Origin of the sequence: Streptomyces galbus (assembly GCF_005280195.1) — a bacterium.
GTDB classification, from domain to species: domain Bacteria; phylum Actinomycetota; class Actinomycetes; order Streptomycetales; family Streptomycetaceae; genus Streptomyces; species Streptomyces galbus.
Genome location: NZ_SZPR01000030.1, coordinates 41,374 through 56,614 on the forward strand (window position 1 = coordinate 41,374; position 15,241 = coordinate 56,614).

Genomic DNA, 15,241 nt, shown 5'->3' on the forward strand with positions numbered 1-15,241 from the left:
CTGATGAACGTCCTCGGCTTCGGCGACAACACCGTCGACCGCTTCGTGGACCGCGCCACCGACTACCCCGGCGGCAACTGCGTCAACGTGGCCGTCTACGCCCGCCGGCTCGGCCTGGACGCCGCCTACCTGGGGGTGTTCGGCGACGACGACCTGGGCGCCTTCCTGCGCACGGCCGTGGCGGCCCAGGGCGTCGCCGTGGACCGCAGCGTCGTGCGCCCCGGCGCGACCTCGGTCTCCACCCTGCACGTGCAGGGCGGCGACCGGGTCTTCCTCGGCTACGACCCCGGCGGCGACCTGGTGCGCCGGCCGCTGGTCCTGGACGGCGCCCTGACGGCCTACGCCGCGTCGTTCACGCTCGTGCACTCCAGCGTCTACTCCGCCACCGAGTCCCAGCTCCCCCGGCTGGCCGCGGCCGGCCCGCTGGTGAGCTTCGACTTCTCCGACGAGGAGGAGTACCGCACCCCCGCCTACCTCGACCGCGTCTGCCCGCACGTCGACCTGGCCCTGCTGTCCTGCTCGCACCTGGACGAGGCGGCCACGGCGGCGCTGCTGGCCGAGGTGACCGGGCGGGGTGCGGGCCTGGCGCTGGCCACCCGGGGCCTGGACGGGGCGCTCGTGCACGACGGCCGCCTCACGCTCGGCGCGCCGGCCCGCGCCGCCGATCCGGGCGCCCTGACCGACACGATGGGCTGCGGGGACGCCTTCCTCGCCGGGTTCGCCGTGTCGCTGCTGCGCGCGGGCTGGTCCCGGCGCACCCGCCCGGCCCCCCAAGCCCTCGAACACGCCCTGGAGCAGGGGGCGCAGGCCGCCTACCGGCAGTGTTTCGTGGAGTCCGCCTTCGGCTGCGGCCGGCCCACGCCGGCGTCGGCCGAAGGCGGACCGGGCGCGGGCCGGGCGGTGTCCCGCTGAAAAGGGGGGCGGCGGTCACCCGGAGGGGAACGGCGCGGGCCGGGTCAGCAGAACCAGCCGTTCTGCACGAACCCTTCGGCGTTGACGTCGCCCCAGGCGAAGCCGCGCACGTACTCGCTGCCGAACTCCGCGTAGTTCTGGTGCATGGTGAACGTCTGCCCGTAGGTGAGCCGGCCGAAGGCCGCGCCGCCGTAGGAGCTGCGGACGTCGAGTGTCTGGGCGCAGACGGTCAGGCGCTGGCCGACGTTGCCGTCGTGCGCCCACCGGTAGGGGCCGCCGGCGTAGGCGGCGGACTGGGTGAGGGCGAGCATCAGGGCCGTCAGGACGGCGGTGGCGGCGGTGAGCAGGCCCGCCAGGGCGGTGCGCGGCATCGGCTGGGACGGCTGGCGTAACGCTGGCACGGTCACGGGGACGGTCTCCTCGGCTCGGAAGGGCACGGCACCGACACGGTAGGTGAACGAGCGTGCGCCGCGCAGCACATGACGGCTTGTCAGGTGCCAGGTGTTATTCCTGCGGGTCCCAGGCGCGCAGCTGGTCGAGCAGGGCCGGGTCCCCGTCGATGCGTACGCGGTCACCGTCGGCGGGGATGCGGTCGTAGAGGTAGAGGACGAGTTCGCCGGCCGTGGCGCTGACGCGGGCGCCGGGGGTGCCCTCGGGGGCCTGGCCGGTGGCGGGCAGGCGGGTGGGGCGTGCGCCGTCCCCGTCGAGCGTGAGGCGCCAGGAGCGGCCCTCGGTGGCGTGGAAGTCGAGGGCGGTGGGTTCGTGCGGCCAGGCGGCCGTCGTGGCGCAGCAGGTGGACAGGAACTCCTCGACGCCGTCGAGTGCCACCTCCCGCGCGAGCGGCTGCGGGGCGCCGGTGACGAGCTGGATGTCCCAGGTGTGCACCGCGGTCTCCTGGAGCCGGTGGCGGGCGACGGCGCCGGAGCTCTGCGGCGAGTGCGAGGTGCCCCACCAGGTCCAGCACCCGCGCTGCGGGCCCGCCTCACCCAGCGCGCCCAGCAGCAGCCGGGTCGACTCGCGCGACCAGTCCAGCAGGGCCGCGCGCTCGCGCGGCGCGCTCAGCGCGGCCCGCTCGACGACGGCGTCGGCCGGCGGGGTGTCGGCGGGGCCCGCGCCGAGGACGGCGGCCCAGAAGCGGTCCCCGCCGCCCAGGTGCTGCACCAGGTCGTGCAGCGTCCACCCGGGGCAGGTGGGCACCTGCGCGTCGAGGCTGGGCGCGGAGGCGACCGCGGCGCGGAAGGCCCTCGCCCGTTCGTCCGTCAGCCGCCGCAGGTCGGAGAACTGAAGTGTCATGGCCACAGCGGCTGTCTATCACCGTGGCGCGCCGGCCGGACAGCGAATATCGCAGCCGGCGCGGCGGGAGCGGTCGTAACGGATCCTGTGACCGTGGTGACAGGACCGGGACACAACGGGCCACAACGGTCAGCGGGGATCGTCGGTCTCACTGTGCGTGGGCGGCGAGGACCGGCCGTCCCGCCGTGAACCGACAAGGGGGAACCACCATGAAGCCGATCCGCCGCACGGCAGCCACCGCAAGCGCCCTCGCCGTACTGGCGCTGGGCGGCACGCTCGCCGCGACCGCACCGGCCTCGGCCGCCACCGCCGGCGCCTACAACGGGGCGTGCGGCGCGGGGTACGAGGTCTTCACGTCGACTCCGGTGATGTCCTCGCAGCGGACCGTCGCCGCCACCACCTACGTGGCCTACAGCTCCGCCGACCGGCAGTGGTGCGCCGTCACCGTGCGCAGCAAGCCCGGCGCCCGCGTCTTCATGGAGGTCACCCTGGACACGTGGCCGGTCAGCAGCACCCCGGCCCGCGACGCCGGCTCCTACACGGCCTACGCGGGCCCGGTGTACAAGGACCTGCCCGAGGCCGGCCGGTGCATGGTCTGGAGCGGCACGATCGACATCTACTACAACTCGGACCTGGGTCTGTGCCCTTGACCCGGCGGCATGTACATGAGCTGGACCAGGCCCATCCGATTGTCCTGGTCCACCTCGGTGTGGGCGGTCCACACCTTGCAGCGGCGGGCGGCAGCGGGGCGCCTGGGCGGGCGTCCACCCTGGGGCGCTCGGTTTCCGGATCAGCGCCCGCTTCCAGTGCCCGGGCAGCGATCAGAGGGCCGCCCGTCGACTCAGCCAGACGGGACAACGCCTCCCGGCGCCGGCAGGCAGCCCATCCGGCCCGCATGCTCCGCGGCCGGGCCCAGGTACGGCTGCGGCCCCGGCCGAACCGAGAGCTCGAGTTGTCTCTCCTCAGTCTCTGTCATCGCTCGGCAAAGGAGTATTTGCAGGTACGGCCCACAGGGCGGTCGCCCCGACGATGAGGTCGTGCGAAGGGCTCAGGCTCAGAGCCAGGTGCGCCTTGGGCCCTGCCACTACTCGCGCGTTCTCCAGTACCGGGTGAGGTACAGCCAGGCGCTCAGGCCTGTTGGGCAGCGTGAAGGTCTCCTGACTGGCCCCCCGCCCCTTGATGTTGGAGCGAGCGTTGTGGCGGATCGGTCTACGCACGCCCGGATACAGCGCTGCGTACAGTCCGGCGAAGGTGAGTACGTGAACCGCGCCGGGGTTGGATAGGCGGCAGACAGGTACATCGTGAACGGTGTGCTGCTGGACGAGGTAGGGGGACAGCACATCGGAGTTGTTGCACAGCAAGCGGGTGACTGCCCATGTGCCTGCCTCCAGGCGCGCCATCGCGTCGACGTTGTAGAGGTCGACAAGAAGCTGCCATACGTCCGAGGGCTGCGCTGTGCGGTGGAAGAGCTCCAGGCGGCGTGGGATCCGGGCCAGGTCTCGGGTGAAGACGTCAGTCCAGCGGTCCACAGCCTGCTGCGCGCTGGTCTGACGGTCGCGATCTGTGTCGAAGTCTGCGATAACCCGCTCGCGGTAAGCCCGTACCTGGCTCTGCCTCAGCTCGCCGAGTTCGTAGGTAAGCACGCGGCGCAGCCGCTGTACGGGGCGGCCGTAGGCGGCGGACAGTTCGATCAGCTCAGGGTCATCGAGCGCGGGCCCCCGCCACGGCCCACGCTGGGGAACGTAGCGTTCCGCCAGTGCTACCACCAGCTCGGTGGCACGTGCCTGGCGGCGTCTTACGGCAGGGGTCCGGTCTATCGCCTGTTCAACGGTGGGGCGGGGCAACCCCAGAGCCTCTGCGACCTCGTCCACGAACAATGGGCTACGGCTGGGCACGATGCCTTCGTTCTCGAACCGCCGATAGTTCTTCGGGGAAACCCTCAGGCGGTCCACGACGTCCTGCGCCCGCAGCCCGGAGGCACGCCGAAAGTCTGCGAGCGTCCACGTCTTCTGCCTAGCACGGTCCATGAGCAGGGACGTGTGGATCCCCAGTGCCCGGGCAAGGGCTCGCAGCCGTGGCGGGTCTGGCACTCGGTGCCCGTTCTCGTAGGCCAGGATCTGCGCCTTGCTCGCTCCGACAGCCCTCGCTAGTTCCTCGGCGGTCATGGATGACCCGCCCGGACGCGCGTAGACGTTCATCCGCTGTGCCCGCAGCTCCGCAGCGCTGAAATGTGCCAGGCCCCGCGCCATTCGTGTGCTCTTCCTCGTCGAAGGGACCAGTTTAGAGGTACCATCCAAGAGCCACGGACGTCTCACATGCACGACCTGCGTGAGCCTCACCTGGCCTGCCGTGTTTTTTAGCGGCAGAACTGGTGGATGCTTACGCGGAAATGCGCGACGTTGGACGCCGTCGGCCGCACGGTTTGGGGACCCTGGTCCGCGTGTATCGGTTATGAAAGCGGCCCTGCACCTCCACGGTTAGCTACTCCGTGGGCGGAGGGCAGGGCCAGCGTCTGGGGAGCTCGCTCCCGGAAGGCCCTCTGTTGCAGCAGGGGGCCTTTGACGTCTACAAGTGATGCTCGATCAGGCTACGCAGCCAGACACCCAGTGCCTGGAACGTTAGCCAACCGAGGATCTTCTTGAAGATCTTCCGGTCGTTCCGCTCCCCGCCTTCCGGCGGGTTTCCCATCCGCACAACACCTCCTCTCGGTCGCGGAGCCGATCGGCCCCGATCGGGTCAACCGATCGACGGGTTACGCCGCGAGAGAAGATGCCGATGATGAGCATACCGGGCCGGGCATACAACACCGGTCCGTGCGCGACCAGCCAGCACCAACTTCGTTCATCAATCGAAGTTTGACGGCTAGTTGATTCTTGTACCGCCTTGAGCTCGACGCGGTTACCGGCGAACACGGGATCGAACAACGGCTGCTGAGGGGGTGTTTCCCGAGTCGTGACACCACGTGAGGGCCAGGGGTGAGGACGGGGTCTACGCCTACTGACGCGGTCACGACCGATGTGTGACCGGTTAAATATCAACTGTGTGGCATCCGTCACTGTCGCCACATACCGGCTGGTCGGACCATTACCCGGTGGGGCACTACAACAGAACGGCCTGTTGACGATCTGCAGACAACACCGGCCTCTGCGGAAGCCGACCCGCTGGCTTCACCGTGGTTGCACTTGAGACCTGTATGGTCCGACGCCCGGCCAGCACACGTGGCCCCCGGCGCGTGCGTCAGGCGCCCTGGACGGCCGGTGCCCGGAAGCGGAGCGACTCGGCGTCGGGGAGGTTGCGGCGGGTCAGCGCGGAGAGGGTGGCGCCGGGGCCGATGTCCAGGAACGTCGTGGCCGCCAGGGTCTCGCTCAGGACGCGCAGTGTCGCGGTCCAGTGGACCGGGCCGGTGAGCTGACGGGTGCACAGCTCCCGCCAGTGCGGGCCGCCTTGACGGGCGGTGGCGTCGACGTTGGCGACGACCGGGATCTGGCCGGCGGTGAACTGTGTCAGCTCCAGGGCCCGGCGCAGCGGGGCGGCGGCCGGGGCCATGAGCGGGGTGTGGCAGGCCGCGGTGACCGGCAGGACCGTGCAGCGCAGGCCCGCCTCGGCCGCCCGGGCCGCGGCCGCCCGCACGGCCGTGCGGCTGCCCGCGATCACCGTCTGCTGGGGGCTGTTGTGGTTGGCCACCCACAGATCGCCCCGCTCGGCGGCCACCAGGGCCTGGACCGCGTCCGGGCCGGCGCCCATCACCGCGGCCATCGCGCCGGGGCGCAGCCGGGCGGCGTCCGCCATGGCGCGGCCGCGCTCGCCCACCAGCCAGGCGCCGTCGGCCACCGACAGCGCTCCGGCCGCGACCAGCGCCGCGTACTCGCCCAGGCTGTGGCCGGCCACGGCCACCACGTCGGCCGCGGGGTCGGTGCGGCGGAACTCGGACCAGGCCAGCAGGGAGGCGGTGAACACCGAGATCTGGGCGTGGTCGGTGCGCGAGAGCGTCTCCTGGTCGGCCGCCAGCAGCAGGTGGGCCACGTCGAAGCCGGAGGCCCGGGCCACCTCCTCCACCAGGGCCCAGGAGGGGGTGTCGCGCCAGGGTTCGCCCATGCCGGGGCGCTGCACGCCCTGGCCGGGGAACAGGACGGCGATCCGGGGGGCGGCCGATTCCTCGACGTGCGTCTCCATGGTTTTTCCTCCGTCGGTCGGGGGCGTCCGGATCATCTTGTGCGGCCTTTCCTCAAGGGACGGCACGGTGATCACCAAGTGCTCGCTCAAGAGCCGCACAAGAGTTTTCCCCGGTTCCTGCGGCGGCCTTTTCCCGCCTCTCCCCCCGGATTTCTCCCGGCTTTTTCCCGGCTTGAGTCAGGCATTGCCGCGCAGGGCCGACTCTCGTTCCCGTGATTCACCGACGGAGCGACGGACCGGCATACGGGACGGGAGGCACTGCATGACCACCGTGGTCGAGAAACCCCCGCAGGACGCGGTCGAGGCCGCACAACAGCCCCTGCGGGCCGACACCATGCACGTGCGCGTGGAGGAACTGCGCAGGCTGCGGGCCGAGGTGCAGGCCGGGCCCGGGCAGCGCGCCACCGAGGCGCAGCACGCACGCGGCAAGCTCACCGCCCGTGAGCGCGTCGAACTGCTGCTGGACGAAGGGTCGTTCACCGAGCTGGAGCCGTTGCGGCGGCACCGCGCCACCGGGTTCGGGCTGGAGGACAGGCGGCCGCACACCGACGGCGTCGTCACCGGCTGGGGCACCGTCGAGGGGCGTCAGGTGTTCGTCTACGCCCACGACTTCAGGATCTTCGGCGGGGCCCTCGGCGAGTCGCACGCCGCGAAGATCCACAAGCTGATGGACCTCGCGGAGGCCTCGGGCGCGCCCCTGGTGAGCCTGTGCGACGGGGCCGGCGCGCGCATCCAGGAAGGGGTGACGGCGCTGGCGGGGTACGGCGGGATCTTCAGCCGCAACGCCCGTTCCTCCGGGGTCATCCCGCAGATCAGCGTCATCCTCGGGCCGTGCGCGGGCGGTGCCGCCTACTCGCCGGCGCTGACCGACTTCACCTTCATGGTGCGGGGCGTGTCGCAGATGTTCATCACCGGGCCGGACGTGGTGCGCGCCGTCACCGGCGAGCAGGTCAGCATGGACGAGCTGGGCGGCGCCGACGTGCACGCCTCGGTGTCGGGGGTGGCCGCGTTCGCCTACGACGACGAGGTGAGCTGCCTGCAGGACGTGCGCTACCTGCTGTCGTACCTGCCCTCCAACAACCGCCAGGCACCGCCGGTGCTGCGCGGCGAGGACCCGGCCGGGCGGCGCACCGACCGCCTCGCCGACCTGGTGCCGGCGGACCCCGCGCGCGGCTACGACGTGCGCGAGGTCATCGAGGAGATCGTCGACGACGGCGACTTCTTCGAGACCCACCCCACCTGGGCGGCCAACGTGGTGTGCGCGCTGGCCCGCATCGACGGGCACGTCGTCGGCGTCGTCGCCAACCAGCCCCTGGTCAGCGCGGGTGTCCTGGACATCCGTGCCAGCGAGAAGGCCGCCCGGTTCGTGTCGCTGTGCGACGCGTTCAACATCCCGCTGGTCACCCTGCTGGACGTGCCCGGGTTCCTGCCCGGGGTGGAGCAGGAGCACAACGGGATCATCCGGCACGGCGCGAAGCTGCTGTACGCGTACTGCAACGCCACCGTGCCGCGCATCCAGTTGATCCTGCGCAAGGCCTACGGCGGTGCCTACATCGTCATGGACTCGCGGTCGGTGGGCGCGGACCTGTCGTTCGCCTGGCCCACCAACGAGGTGGCGGTGATGGGCGCGGAGGGCGCCGCCAACGTCATCTTCCGGCGCCGGATCGCCGAGGCCGACGACCCGGAGGCGGTGCGCGCGCAGATGGTGAAGGAGTACCGCTCGGAGCTGATGCACCCCTACTACGCCGCCGAACGCGGTCTCGTCGACGACGTGATCGAGCCGGGCGAGACCCGCGCCGTGCTCGCCCGCGCGCTGGAGATGCTGCACACCAAGCACCGGGCGCTGCCCCAGCGCAAGCACGGGATCACCCCGCTGTGAGCGCCCGCCCGGACGCCGCCGCTGCCCCGGCCGGCGCCGCGCGGACGGCCGTCGGTGCGGCCGGGCCGCTGGAGCTGCTGCGCGAGGCCGCGTTCCGCGTGGTGCGCGGCAACCCGGACGCCGACGAACTCGCCGCGCTCGTCGCCGTCCTGGTGGCGCTGCACGGCCGCGCGGACGCCGCCGCCGGTGCCGGCGGTGATGCGGCCGGTGCCGCGCCGCGGGCCACCTGGGACCGGGCCGGCCACGCCTGGCGCAGCCCGCTCGCCTGGGTGCTTTGAGCCCGCTTTTAGTGAGCGCTTTGCCGACCCCCCCGACAATGAAAACAGAGCGAGAAAAGGGGGAATCGACGTGGATTCCCGCCCACTCGCGCCGCCTCAGGAGGACGAAGAAATGAACCCCGCCGAACGCAAGACGTGTCTGCCGGGTGCCGCGAATCTCGAATTCATGCGCACCGTGGACCGTTCCCTGCTGCACCGCTGGGCGCTCTCGGAGGTGTTCCTCACCGACGCCCGCAAGACCGGTGACGAGGAGTACCTCGCCGCCGCCCAGCTGCCCCCGCTGCACGCCTACTACACCGAGCACGGCTCGCGGCTGAACGCCCCCGACCCGATGCTGCTGCTGGAGTGCTGCCGGCAGGCCGAGACCTACGGCGGCCACGAGTACGCCGGTGTCTCGCGCACGAGCAAGTTCCTGCTGCGCAACTGGTCGATGGAGCTGCCGGGGCTGCTGACCCTGCCGCAGGAGGAGCGGCCCGGCGAGCTGCGGATCTCGGTGCGCACCAGCAACCGCCGCGGCACCCCCGGCGACGTGCGCCGGCTGTCGTTCGGCATCGACATGAAGCTCGCCCAGCGCTGCCTGGGCTTCGTGCGCATGGACGTGGGCTACATCCCCGCCGAGGTCTACGACCAGGTGCGCCTGCAGGGCCGCGGCCGGCCGCTGGTGCCGTTCAAGGACCTGCCGCGCCAGACCTCCTACGTCACCCCCCACCTGGTGGGCCGCAGCGACCCGGCCAACGTCGTCCTCGCCGACGCCACCGTGGGCAGCGACAACGCCACCGCGACGGTGCGGGTGCCGCTGGACAACCGCAGCATGTTCGACCACGGCCAGGACCACGTGCCCGGCATGGTGCTCATGGAGGCCGCCCGGCAGCTGTGCCTGCTCGGGGTGTCGGACCTGTGGGGCGCCTCGGTCAGCCGCAGCACGGTCGCCGGGTTCGAGTTCTCCTTCACCCGCTACGCCGAGCTCGACTCCCCCACCACCGTGCACATCCGCAAGACCGAGCCCTACGCGCACGAGGACAACCTCAGCCTGATGCTGCCGGACCTGCGGACCTTCCACATCGACTTCGAGCAGGACGGCGACGTCATCGCCTCCGGGCAGATGCACACCACCACCGCCTCCACCGGCACCGCGCTCCTCGAGGGCGAGGAGTGCCTGTGAGCACCGAAGGCACCGGCGCCGCCGGGGTGTGGCTGGTGCCCGCCCAGTGGCTGCCGCCGGCCGCCGAGAAGACGGCGGACGCGCTGGCCGCCGGGCGGATCACCGCCGAGGAGGCCGACGCGATGGGCTATGAGCAACTGCCCGTCTCCGACGGCCCGTCGGCCCCCGAGATGGCGGTGCGCGCCGCCCGGCGCGCACTGGCGCGGGCCGGCCTGCCGGCCGAGGACATCGGCGCGCTCTGGCACGCCTGGACCTACTACCAGGGCCACGACTTCTGGTCGCCCGCCCACTACGTCGCCGCCCGCACCGGCGCGCTGGACGCCGTCCCCACCGGCGTGCAGCAGATGTGCAACGGCGCCGGGGCGGCCCTGCGCGGCGCGCTGCACCAGCTCACCGCGCACCCCGGCGGCGGGCCGGTGCTCCTCACCACCGCCGACCGCTTCGCACCCCCCGGCTTCGACCGGTGGCACGGCGACTACGGCGTCTGGTACGGCGACGGCGCCACCGCCGCCGTCGCCGGCACCGGGCCCGCCCCGGCCGGCGCGCTCACCCTGTGCGCCCTGGTCACCCGGGCGGCGCCTGAGCTGGAGAGCGCCCACCGTGACACCGACGCCTTCCACCCGGCACCGCACACCCGCAGCGCCGCGGTGGACGTGCGCCGCACCAAGAAGGCGTTCCTCGCCGCGCAGGGCGGCCGCGAGGCCTTCCTGGGCCGGCTGCGGCGCGAGACCACCACCGTCCTCGCCGACGCCCTGGCCGAGGCCGGCCTCGGCGGCGCGGACGGCGGCGGGCGGCTGAGCACCGTACTGCTGCCGCGACTGGGGCGGGCCACCGCCCGCGACGTCTACGGCCCCGCCGTCGCCGAGGTCACCGGCGCACCCGTCGCCGACCTGGGCGAGCGCACCGGGCACCTCGGCGCCGGGGACCTGCTGTCCAACCTGGCCGCGCTGGCCGACGACAGCGGCCCGCACCGCCTGCCGCCCGGCGCTCACGCGGCCGTGCTGAGCGCGGGCGCCGGGTTCACCTGGAGCGCGGCCGTCGTGCGCCGCACCTGACCCCGCGGCCCGGGCCCGCCGGAGCGCCCCTGCTCCCCCCTTCACCTTCCTCCTCCCACCATCCTGGAAAGGCACTGTCATGACGTTCCCTCAGCGCGGGGGGCCCGGTGAACGGCGTCCCGTCCTCGTCGTGGGCGCGGGTCCCGTCGGACTCGTCCTGGCCACCGAGCTGCTCGCGCAGGGCGTGCCGGTCCGGCTGGTCGACCACGCGGCCGCCCAGCCCCAGCAGCACTCGCGGGCCAGCGTCGTGTGGCCGCGCAGCCTGGAGCTGCTCGGCCGGATCGGCGCCAGTGAGCCGCTGATCGAGCGCGGCAACCGGCTGGACTCGGTGCAGTACTACTCCGACAAGCGCCACCTGGGCGCCGTGGAGATGAGCCGGCTCGCCGGCACCCCCTACCCGTTCGGTGTGGTCGTCCCGCAGGACACCACCGAGGAGGTCATCCGCACCCGCCTGGCCGCCTACGGCGGCGAGATCGAGTTCGGCACCCTCACCGGGCTCGACACCTCCCGTCCCCGGCCCGTCGCCGAGGTGCGCCGCGCCGACGGCAGCACCGACCGCATCGAGGCCGAGTACGTCATCGGCGCGGACGGCGCGCACAGCGCGGTGCGCCGCTTCGCCGGCATCGAGCTCCTCGGCACCGGCAACGACGTCCTGTTCGCCATCGGTGACGGCCCCGTCGCCGGCGACCTGGACCAGCACGCCCTGGTCTACTGCTACTCGCGCTCCGGCGCCCTGGGCATCGCGCCGTTCGGCGGCGGGACCTACCGCCTGGCCATCAGCGTCCCGGACTGGCGCGGGGAACAGGGGCCGCCGCCGGAGCTGTTCCAGCGGTTCGTCGACGAACGCTCCCCGCGCCCGGGCATCGTGGGCGAGCTGGAGTGGTCCACGATCTTCCGCGCCCGGCGCCGGGTCGCCGAGACCATGCGGGCCGGACGGGTGTTCCTCGCGGGCGACGCCGCGCACGTGTTCAGCGCGGCCGGCGCGCAGGGCATGAACACCGGCATCCAGGACGCGGTCAACCTCGCCTGGAAGCTGGCCGGTGTGGTGCGCGGCGCCTTCGAACCGGGCATCCTCGACACCTACGACACCGACCGGCGCCTGGCCGCCGAGCGCATAGTGCTGACCACCGCGAAGCAGACGAGCTGGGGCCTGTTCAAGCGGCGCCACGAACTCGCCCTGCGCGACGCGACGGTGCGCCTGGCCCACCGCACCGGCGTGCTCCAGCGCTTCGGCGCCCCGCTGATGGCCCAGCACGACGTCAGCTACCGGCCGGCCGAGTCCCTGCGCGACACCCTGCCGGGACTGACCCGCCGCATCCGCACCGGCGACCGGCTGCCGGTGTTCGCCGCGCACGACACCCCCCAGCCGGACGCCGAGCGCTGGCCGGCGATCGACCCGGCCCGGCTGACGGTGATGCTGTGGGCCGGCGCCCGCCAGGACGCCGCGTGGCTGGCCGCCCGCGCCTCGGTCACGGCGGCCGTGCCCGAGGGAGTGCCCGTGCGGGACGTGTCCGGCTGGCCGGGCTTCGCCCCGCTGCTCGGCACCGCGCCCCGCGCCCTGGTGGTGCGTCCCGACGGGCACGTCGCGGCGATCGTCGCGCCGGAGGCGACGGCGGTGCGCACCGCGCTGCGCCGCGCGGGCAGCAGCTTCCGCCCGGCGGCCGCGGGCACGGTCCGGGCGCTGACGGTCCCCGCCGCGCGCACGGCACCCGGAGCGGGGCCCGCCGACGAGGTCACGGCCGACGTGGCCGGTGTGGCCGAGGAGTTGGCGTCGTGAGCCGCGCGGCGGTGCTGTGCGGGCTGGGCGGGGCGCTGCCCGAGCGGATCGTGTCCAACGAGGAACTGGCCGCGCAGCTCGACACCTCCGACCGGTGGATCCGCACCCGGACCGGGATCGGGCAGCGCCACGTCGTCGCCCCGGGCCAGTCCACCTCCGACCTGGCGGTGCAGGCCGGCGCGCAGGCGCTGGCCTCGGCCCGCGGCACGGCCGACCGGCCGGACCCCGGCGTCGGCCCCGTCGATCTCGTGGTGCTCGCCACCAGCACGCCGGACCGGCCCTGCCCGGCCACCGCGCCGGACGTGGCGCACCGGCTCGGACTGGGCAACGTCGCCTCCTTCGACGTGTCGGCGGTGTGCACGGGCTTCGTGTACGCCCTGGCCACCGCCGCCTCGATGATCACCGCGGGGGTCGCCGGGCGGGCCCTGGTGATCGGCGCGGACACCTTCTCCACGATCCTCGACCCCGCCGACCGCACCACCCGGGCCATCTTCGGCGACGGCGCCGGAGCGGTGGTGCTGCGGGCCGGCGAGGCGGGCGAGCCGGGCGCCCTGCTCGGCTTCGACCTGGGCAGCGACGGCTCCGGCGCCGACCTGATCACCGTGCGCGCCGGGGGCTCCCGGCAGCGCTCGGTGCCCGGACCGGCGGCCGCGGGCGAGGAGTTCTTCACCATGGACGGCCGGCCCGTCTTCACCCGGGCCGTGCTGGACATGAGCCGCTCCTCGCAGAGCCTGCTGGAGCGGGTCGGCTGGAGCGCCGCCGAGGTCGACAAGGTCGTGGCGCACCAGGCCAACATCCGCATCCTCAACGCGGTCGGCGAGCAACTCGGCCTGGAGGAGAAGCAGATCGTCGCCAACCTCGACCGGGTCGGCAACACCGTCGCCGCCTCGATCCCGCTCGCCCTGCGCGACGCCGTCGCCGGCGGGGAGCTCCAGCCCGGTCACCGGGTCCTGCTCACCGGCTTCGGCGGCGGGCTCACCTGGGGATCGGCCGCACTGGTCTGGCCGGAGCTGGAAACCGGCCGACCGCACCGCTGAACCACCGTACAAACCCCTACAAAACCCTCGAATTCATTGGGAATTCGAGCATCTCACCGGAAGGAACCACCATCATGAGCGCTCCCGTCATGCCGACCCAGGAGTCCCTCAAGCACCGCGTCTCCGCGCTGATCAGCGAGAAGTTCGGCCTCGACGAGGCGGAGCTGGCGTCCGGCGCCACCTTCGACGAGCTGGAGATCGACTCCCTGATCCTGGTGGAGCTGAGCCTGATCCTGCGCAAGGACCTGGGCATCGTCCTGGAGGAGGGCGAGCTGAAGTCGTCCTTCACCCTGGACGAGGCCGTCGCCGTGATCCGTGCGAAGGCGGATCGGTCGTGAGCGGCGTGGCCCGGGGCCGCGGGGTCGCGGTCACCGGCATGGGCCTGGTCACCCCGGCCGGGATCGGGGTGGAGGAGAACTGGCGGCGCGTGCTGTCCGGGGTCTCCGCCGCCGCCACCGACCCCGAGCTCAAGGGCGAGAAGGTCGACATCTCCTGCCGCGTCCCCGGCTTCGACCCCACGGCCGAACTGGGCCGGCGCACCGCCTGGAAGCTGGACCGCTTCACCCAGCTCGCCGTGGTCGGCGCCCGGCAGGCCGTCGCCGACGCCGCCCTGGACACCGGCTCGTGGGACTGCACCCGCGTCGGGGTCGTCATCGGCAACTCCCTGGGCGGCGCGAGCACCCTGGAGAAGCAGCTGCGCACCTACTGCGAGGGCACCCCCGAGGACGTGTCCGCGCTGATGATCCCCATGAGCATGGTCAACATGGTCGCCGGGTACGTCGCGATGGACCTGCGCATCCACGGACCCAGCCTGGTCACCGCGACCGCGTGCGCCTCGGGGGCGTCCGCGATCGGCACCGCCCGCGAATGGCTGCTGTCCGGCCTGTGCGACGTGGTGCTGGCCGGCGGCACCGAGTCCGCGATCAGCCCGGGCACGCTCAACGGGCTGTCCCGGATGGGCGCGCTGTCGGGGCGCACCGACGACCCGGGCGCGGCGTCGCGGCCGTTCGCCGCGGACCGGGACGGCTTCGTGGCCGGTGAGGGCGCGGCGATCCTCGTCCTGGAGCGGTGCGCGGACGCCACCGCCCGCGGGGCGCGGCGCTACGCCGACATCGCCGGGTTCAGCGCCACCTCCGACGCGCACCACGCCACCGCCCCGCACCCGCGCGGCGAGGGGCTGGCGCGGGCGCTGCGGGCCGCGCTGGACGACGCCGGCGTGCTGCCCGACGAGGTGGAGCACGTCAACGCGCACGGCACGTCCACCCCGATGAACGACCTGACCGAGGCCCGCGCACTGCACTCGGTCCTCGGCGCCGGGGCGGCGGTCACCTCCACCAAGGGCGTCACCGGGCACACCCTCGCCGCGGCGGGCGCGGTCGAGGCCGCGTACACGGCGCTGTCGCTGTACCACGGCGCGATACCCCCCACCGCCAACGTGCAGTCGCTGGACCCCTCGATCGACGTCGACATCGACGTGGTCACCCGCTCCGCCCGCCACCGGCCGATCAGCGTCGCGGCCAGCACGTCGCTGGGGTTCGGCGGGCACAACGCCGCGCTGGTCCTCACGGCGGCGGCCTGAGGGTGCACCGGCGGAGGCGCCGGGGTGCCCCACCGCCCCGGCCCTCCGGGCCCGCCCCCATGACTCCTTTCTTGCCTCTCTTCTTCTCCCTCTCCT

14 protein-coding genes are annotated in these 15,241 nt (G+C 73.1%); 10 read left to right on the top strand and 4 right to left on the bottom strand.

What is annotated here, in order from left to right; all coding sequences use genetic code 11:
- Positions 1-3 precede the first annotated feature (3 nt).
- Positions 4-912, top strand: a complete 909-nt coding sequence (locus tag E4U92_RS30450; RefSeq protein WP_137303657.1) for a PfkB family carbohydrate kinase — start codon at positions 4-6, stop codon at positions 910-912.
- Between the two features lie 44 nt (positions 913-956).
- On the opposite strand, the gene E4U92_RS30455 is transcribed toward E4U92_RS30450, so the two are convergent.
- On the bottom strand, positions 957-1,319 hold the full coding sequence (locus tag E4U92_RS30455; RefSeq protein WP_206666487.1) for a hypothetical protein: 363 nt from the start codon (positions 1,317-1,319) through the stop codon (positions 957-959).
- Positions 1,320-1,416: 97 nt separating this feature from the next.
- Positions 1,417-2,205, bottom strand: coding sequence for a maleylpyruvate isomerase family mycothiol-dependent enzyme (locus tag E4U92_RS30460; protein WP_137303701.1), 789 nt, complete (start codon positions 2,203-2,205; stop codon positions 1,417-1,419).
- A gap of 209 nt (positions 2,206-2,414) precedes the next feature.
- Between E4U92_RS30460 and E4U92_RS30465 the strand changes: the two genes are divergently transcribed.
- Positions 2,415-2,855: a hypothetical protein gene (locus E4U92_RS30465; protein WP_137303658.1), complete on the top strand. Its 441-nt coding sequence runs from the start codon at positions 2,415-2,417 to the stop codon at positions 2,853-2,855.
- Between the two features lie 312 nt (positions 2,856-3,167).
- On the opposite strand, the gene E4U92_RS30470 is transcribed toward E4U92_RS30465, so the two are convergent.
- On the bottom strand, positions 3,168-4,454 hold the full coding sequence (locus tag E4U92_RS30470) for a helix-turn-helix domain-containing protein (protein ID WP_137303659.1): 1,287 nt from the start codon (positions 4,452-4,454) through the stop codon (positions 3,168-3,170).
- A gap of 988 nt (positions 4,455-5,442) precedes the next feature.
- The gene (locus E4U92_RS30475; protein ID WP_137303660.1) at positions 5,443-6,378 is read right to left on the bottom strand and encodes an ACP S-malonyltransferase; all 936 of its coding nucleotides are present in this window, start codon (positions 6,376-6,378) and stop codon (positions 5,443-5,445) included.
- Between the two features lie 262 nt (positions 6,379-6,640).
- Between E4U92_RS30475 and E4U92_RS30480 the strand changes: the two genes are divergently transcribed.
- The 8 genes from E4U92_RS30480 to E4U92_RS30515 all read left to right on the top strand — a co-directional run bounded on the left by E4U92_RS30480 (position 6,641) and on the right by E4U92_RS30515 (position 15,145).
- A complete protein-coding gene (locus tag E4U92_RS30480; protein ID WP_137303661.1) occupies positions 6,641-8,257 on the top strand; it encodes an acyl-CoA carboxylase subunit beta in 1,617 nt (538 codons plus the stop codon).
- The gene (locus E4U92_RS30485) at positions 8,254-8,535 is read left to right on the top strand and encodes an acyl-CoA carboxylase epsilon subunit (RefSeq protein WP_137303662.1); all 282 of its coding nucleotides are present in this window, start codon (positions 8,254-8,256) and stop codon (positions 8,533-8,535) included. The genes E4U92_RS30480 and E4U92_RS30485 overlap by 4 nt, the downstream gene beginning before the upstream one ends.
- Before the next feature lie 112 nt (positions 8,536-8,647).
- Positions 8,648-9,697 (top strand): AfsA-related hotdog domain-containing protein, encoded by a 1,050-nt coding sequence (locus E4U92_RS30490; RefSeq protein WP_168725227.1) that lies wholly within the window; start codon positions 8,648-8,650, stop codon positions 9,695-9,697.
- Positions 9,694-10,752, top strand: a complete 1,059-nt coding sequence (locus tag E4U92_RS30495; RefSeq protein WP_206666488.1) for a beta-ketoacyl-[acyl-carrier-protein] synthase family protein — start codon at positions 9,694-9,696, stop codon at positions 10,750-10,752. Before E4U92_RS30490 ends, E4U92_RS30495 begins: the two co-directional genes overlap by 4 nt.
- A 79-nt stretch (positions 10,753-10,831) precedes the next feature.
- On the top strand, positions 10,832-12,529 hold the full coding sequence (locus tag E4U92_RS30500) for an FAD-dependent monooxygenase (RefSeq protein ID WP_137303664.1): 1,698 nt from the start codon (positions 10,832-10,834) through the stop codon (positions 12,527-12,529).
- Positions 12,526-13,566 carry a beta-ketoacyl-ACP synthase III gene (locus E4U92_RS30505; RefSeq protein ID WP_137303665.1) on the top strand — a complete coding sequence of 347 codons (1,041 nt, stop codon included), beginning with the start codon at positions 12,526-12,528 and terminating at the stop codon, positions 13,564-13,566. The genes E4U92_RS30500 and E4U92_RS30505 overlap by 4 nt, the downstream gene beginning before the upstream one ends.
- Before the next feature lie 74 nt (positions 13,567-13,640).
- Positions 13,641-13,904 carry an acyl carrier protein gene (locus E4U92_RS30510; RefSeq protein WP_067237474.1) on the top strand — a complete coding sequence of 88 codons (264 nt, stop codon included), beginning with the start codon at positions 13,641-13,643 and terminating at the stop codon, positions 13,902-13,904.
- A 5-nt stretch (positions 13,905-13,909) separates the two neighbouring features.
- Positions 13,910-15,145 (top strand): beta-ketoacyl-[acyl-carrier-protein] synthase family protein, encoded by a 1,236-nt coding sequence (locus E4U92_RS30515; protein ID WP_373311745.1) that lies wholly within the window; start codon positions 13,910-13,912, stop codon positions 15,143-15,145.
- The last annotated feature ends 96 nt before the right edge of the window (positions 15,146-15,241 follow it).

Bases quoted from the DNA above. Each gene is read 5' to 3' on its own strand.
- E4U92_RS30470 (WP_137303659.1), bottom strand. From the start codon at position 4,454: ATGGCGCGGGGCCTGGCACATTTCAGCGCTGCGGAGCTGCGGGCACAG.
- E4U92_RS30500 (WP_137303664.1), top strand. From the start codon at position 10,832: ATGACGTTCCCTCAGCGCGGGGGGCCCGGTGAACGGCGTCCCGTCCTC.
- E4U92_RS30465 (WP_137303658.1), top strand. From the start codon at position 2,415: ATGAAGCCGATCCGCCGCACGGCAGCCACCGCAAGCGCCCTCGCCGTA.
- E4U92_RS30475 (WP_137303660.1), bottom strand. From the start codon at position 6,378: ATGGAGACGCACGTCGAGGAATCGGCCGCCCCCCGGATCGCCGTCCTG.
- E4U92_RS30460 (WP_137303701.1), bottom strand. From the start codon at position 2,205: ATGACACTTCAGTTCTCCGACCTGCGGCGGCTGACGGACGAACGGGCG.
- E4U92_RS30510 (WP_067237474.1), top strand. From the start codon at position 13,641: ATGAGCGCTCCCGTCATGCCGACCCAGGAGTCCCTCAAGCACCGCGTC.
- E4U92_RS30490 (WP_168725227.1), top strand. From the start codon at position 8,648: ATGAACCCCGCCGAACGCAAGACGTGTCTGCCGGGTGCCGCGAATCTC.
- E4U92_RS30450 (WP_137303657.1), top strand. From the start codon at position 4: ATGAACGTCCTCGGCTTCGGCGACAACACCGTCGACCGCTTCGTGGAC.
- E4U92_RS30480 (WP_137303661.1), top strand. From the start codon at position 6,641: ATGACCACCGTGGTCGAGAAACCCCCGCAGGACGCGGTCGAGGCCGCA.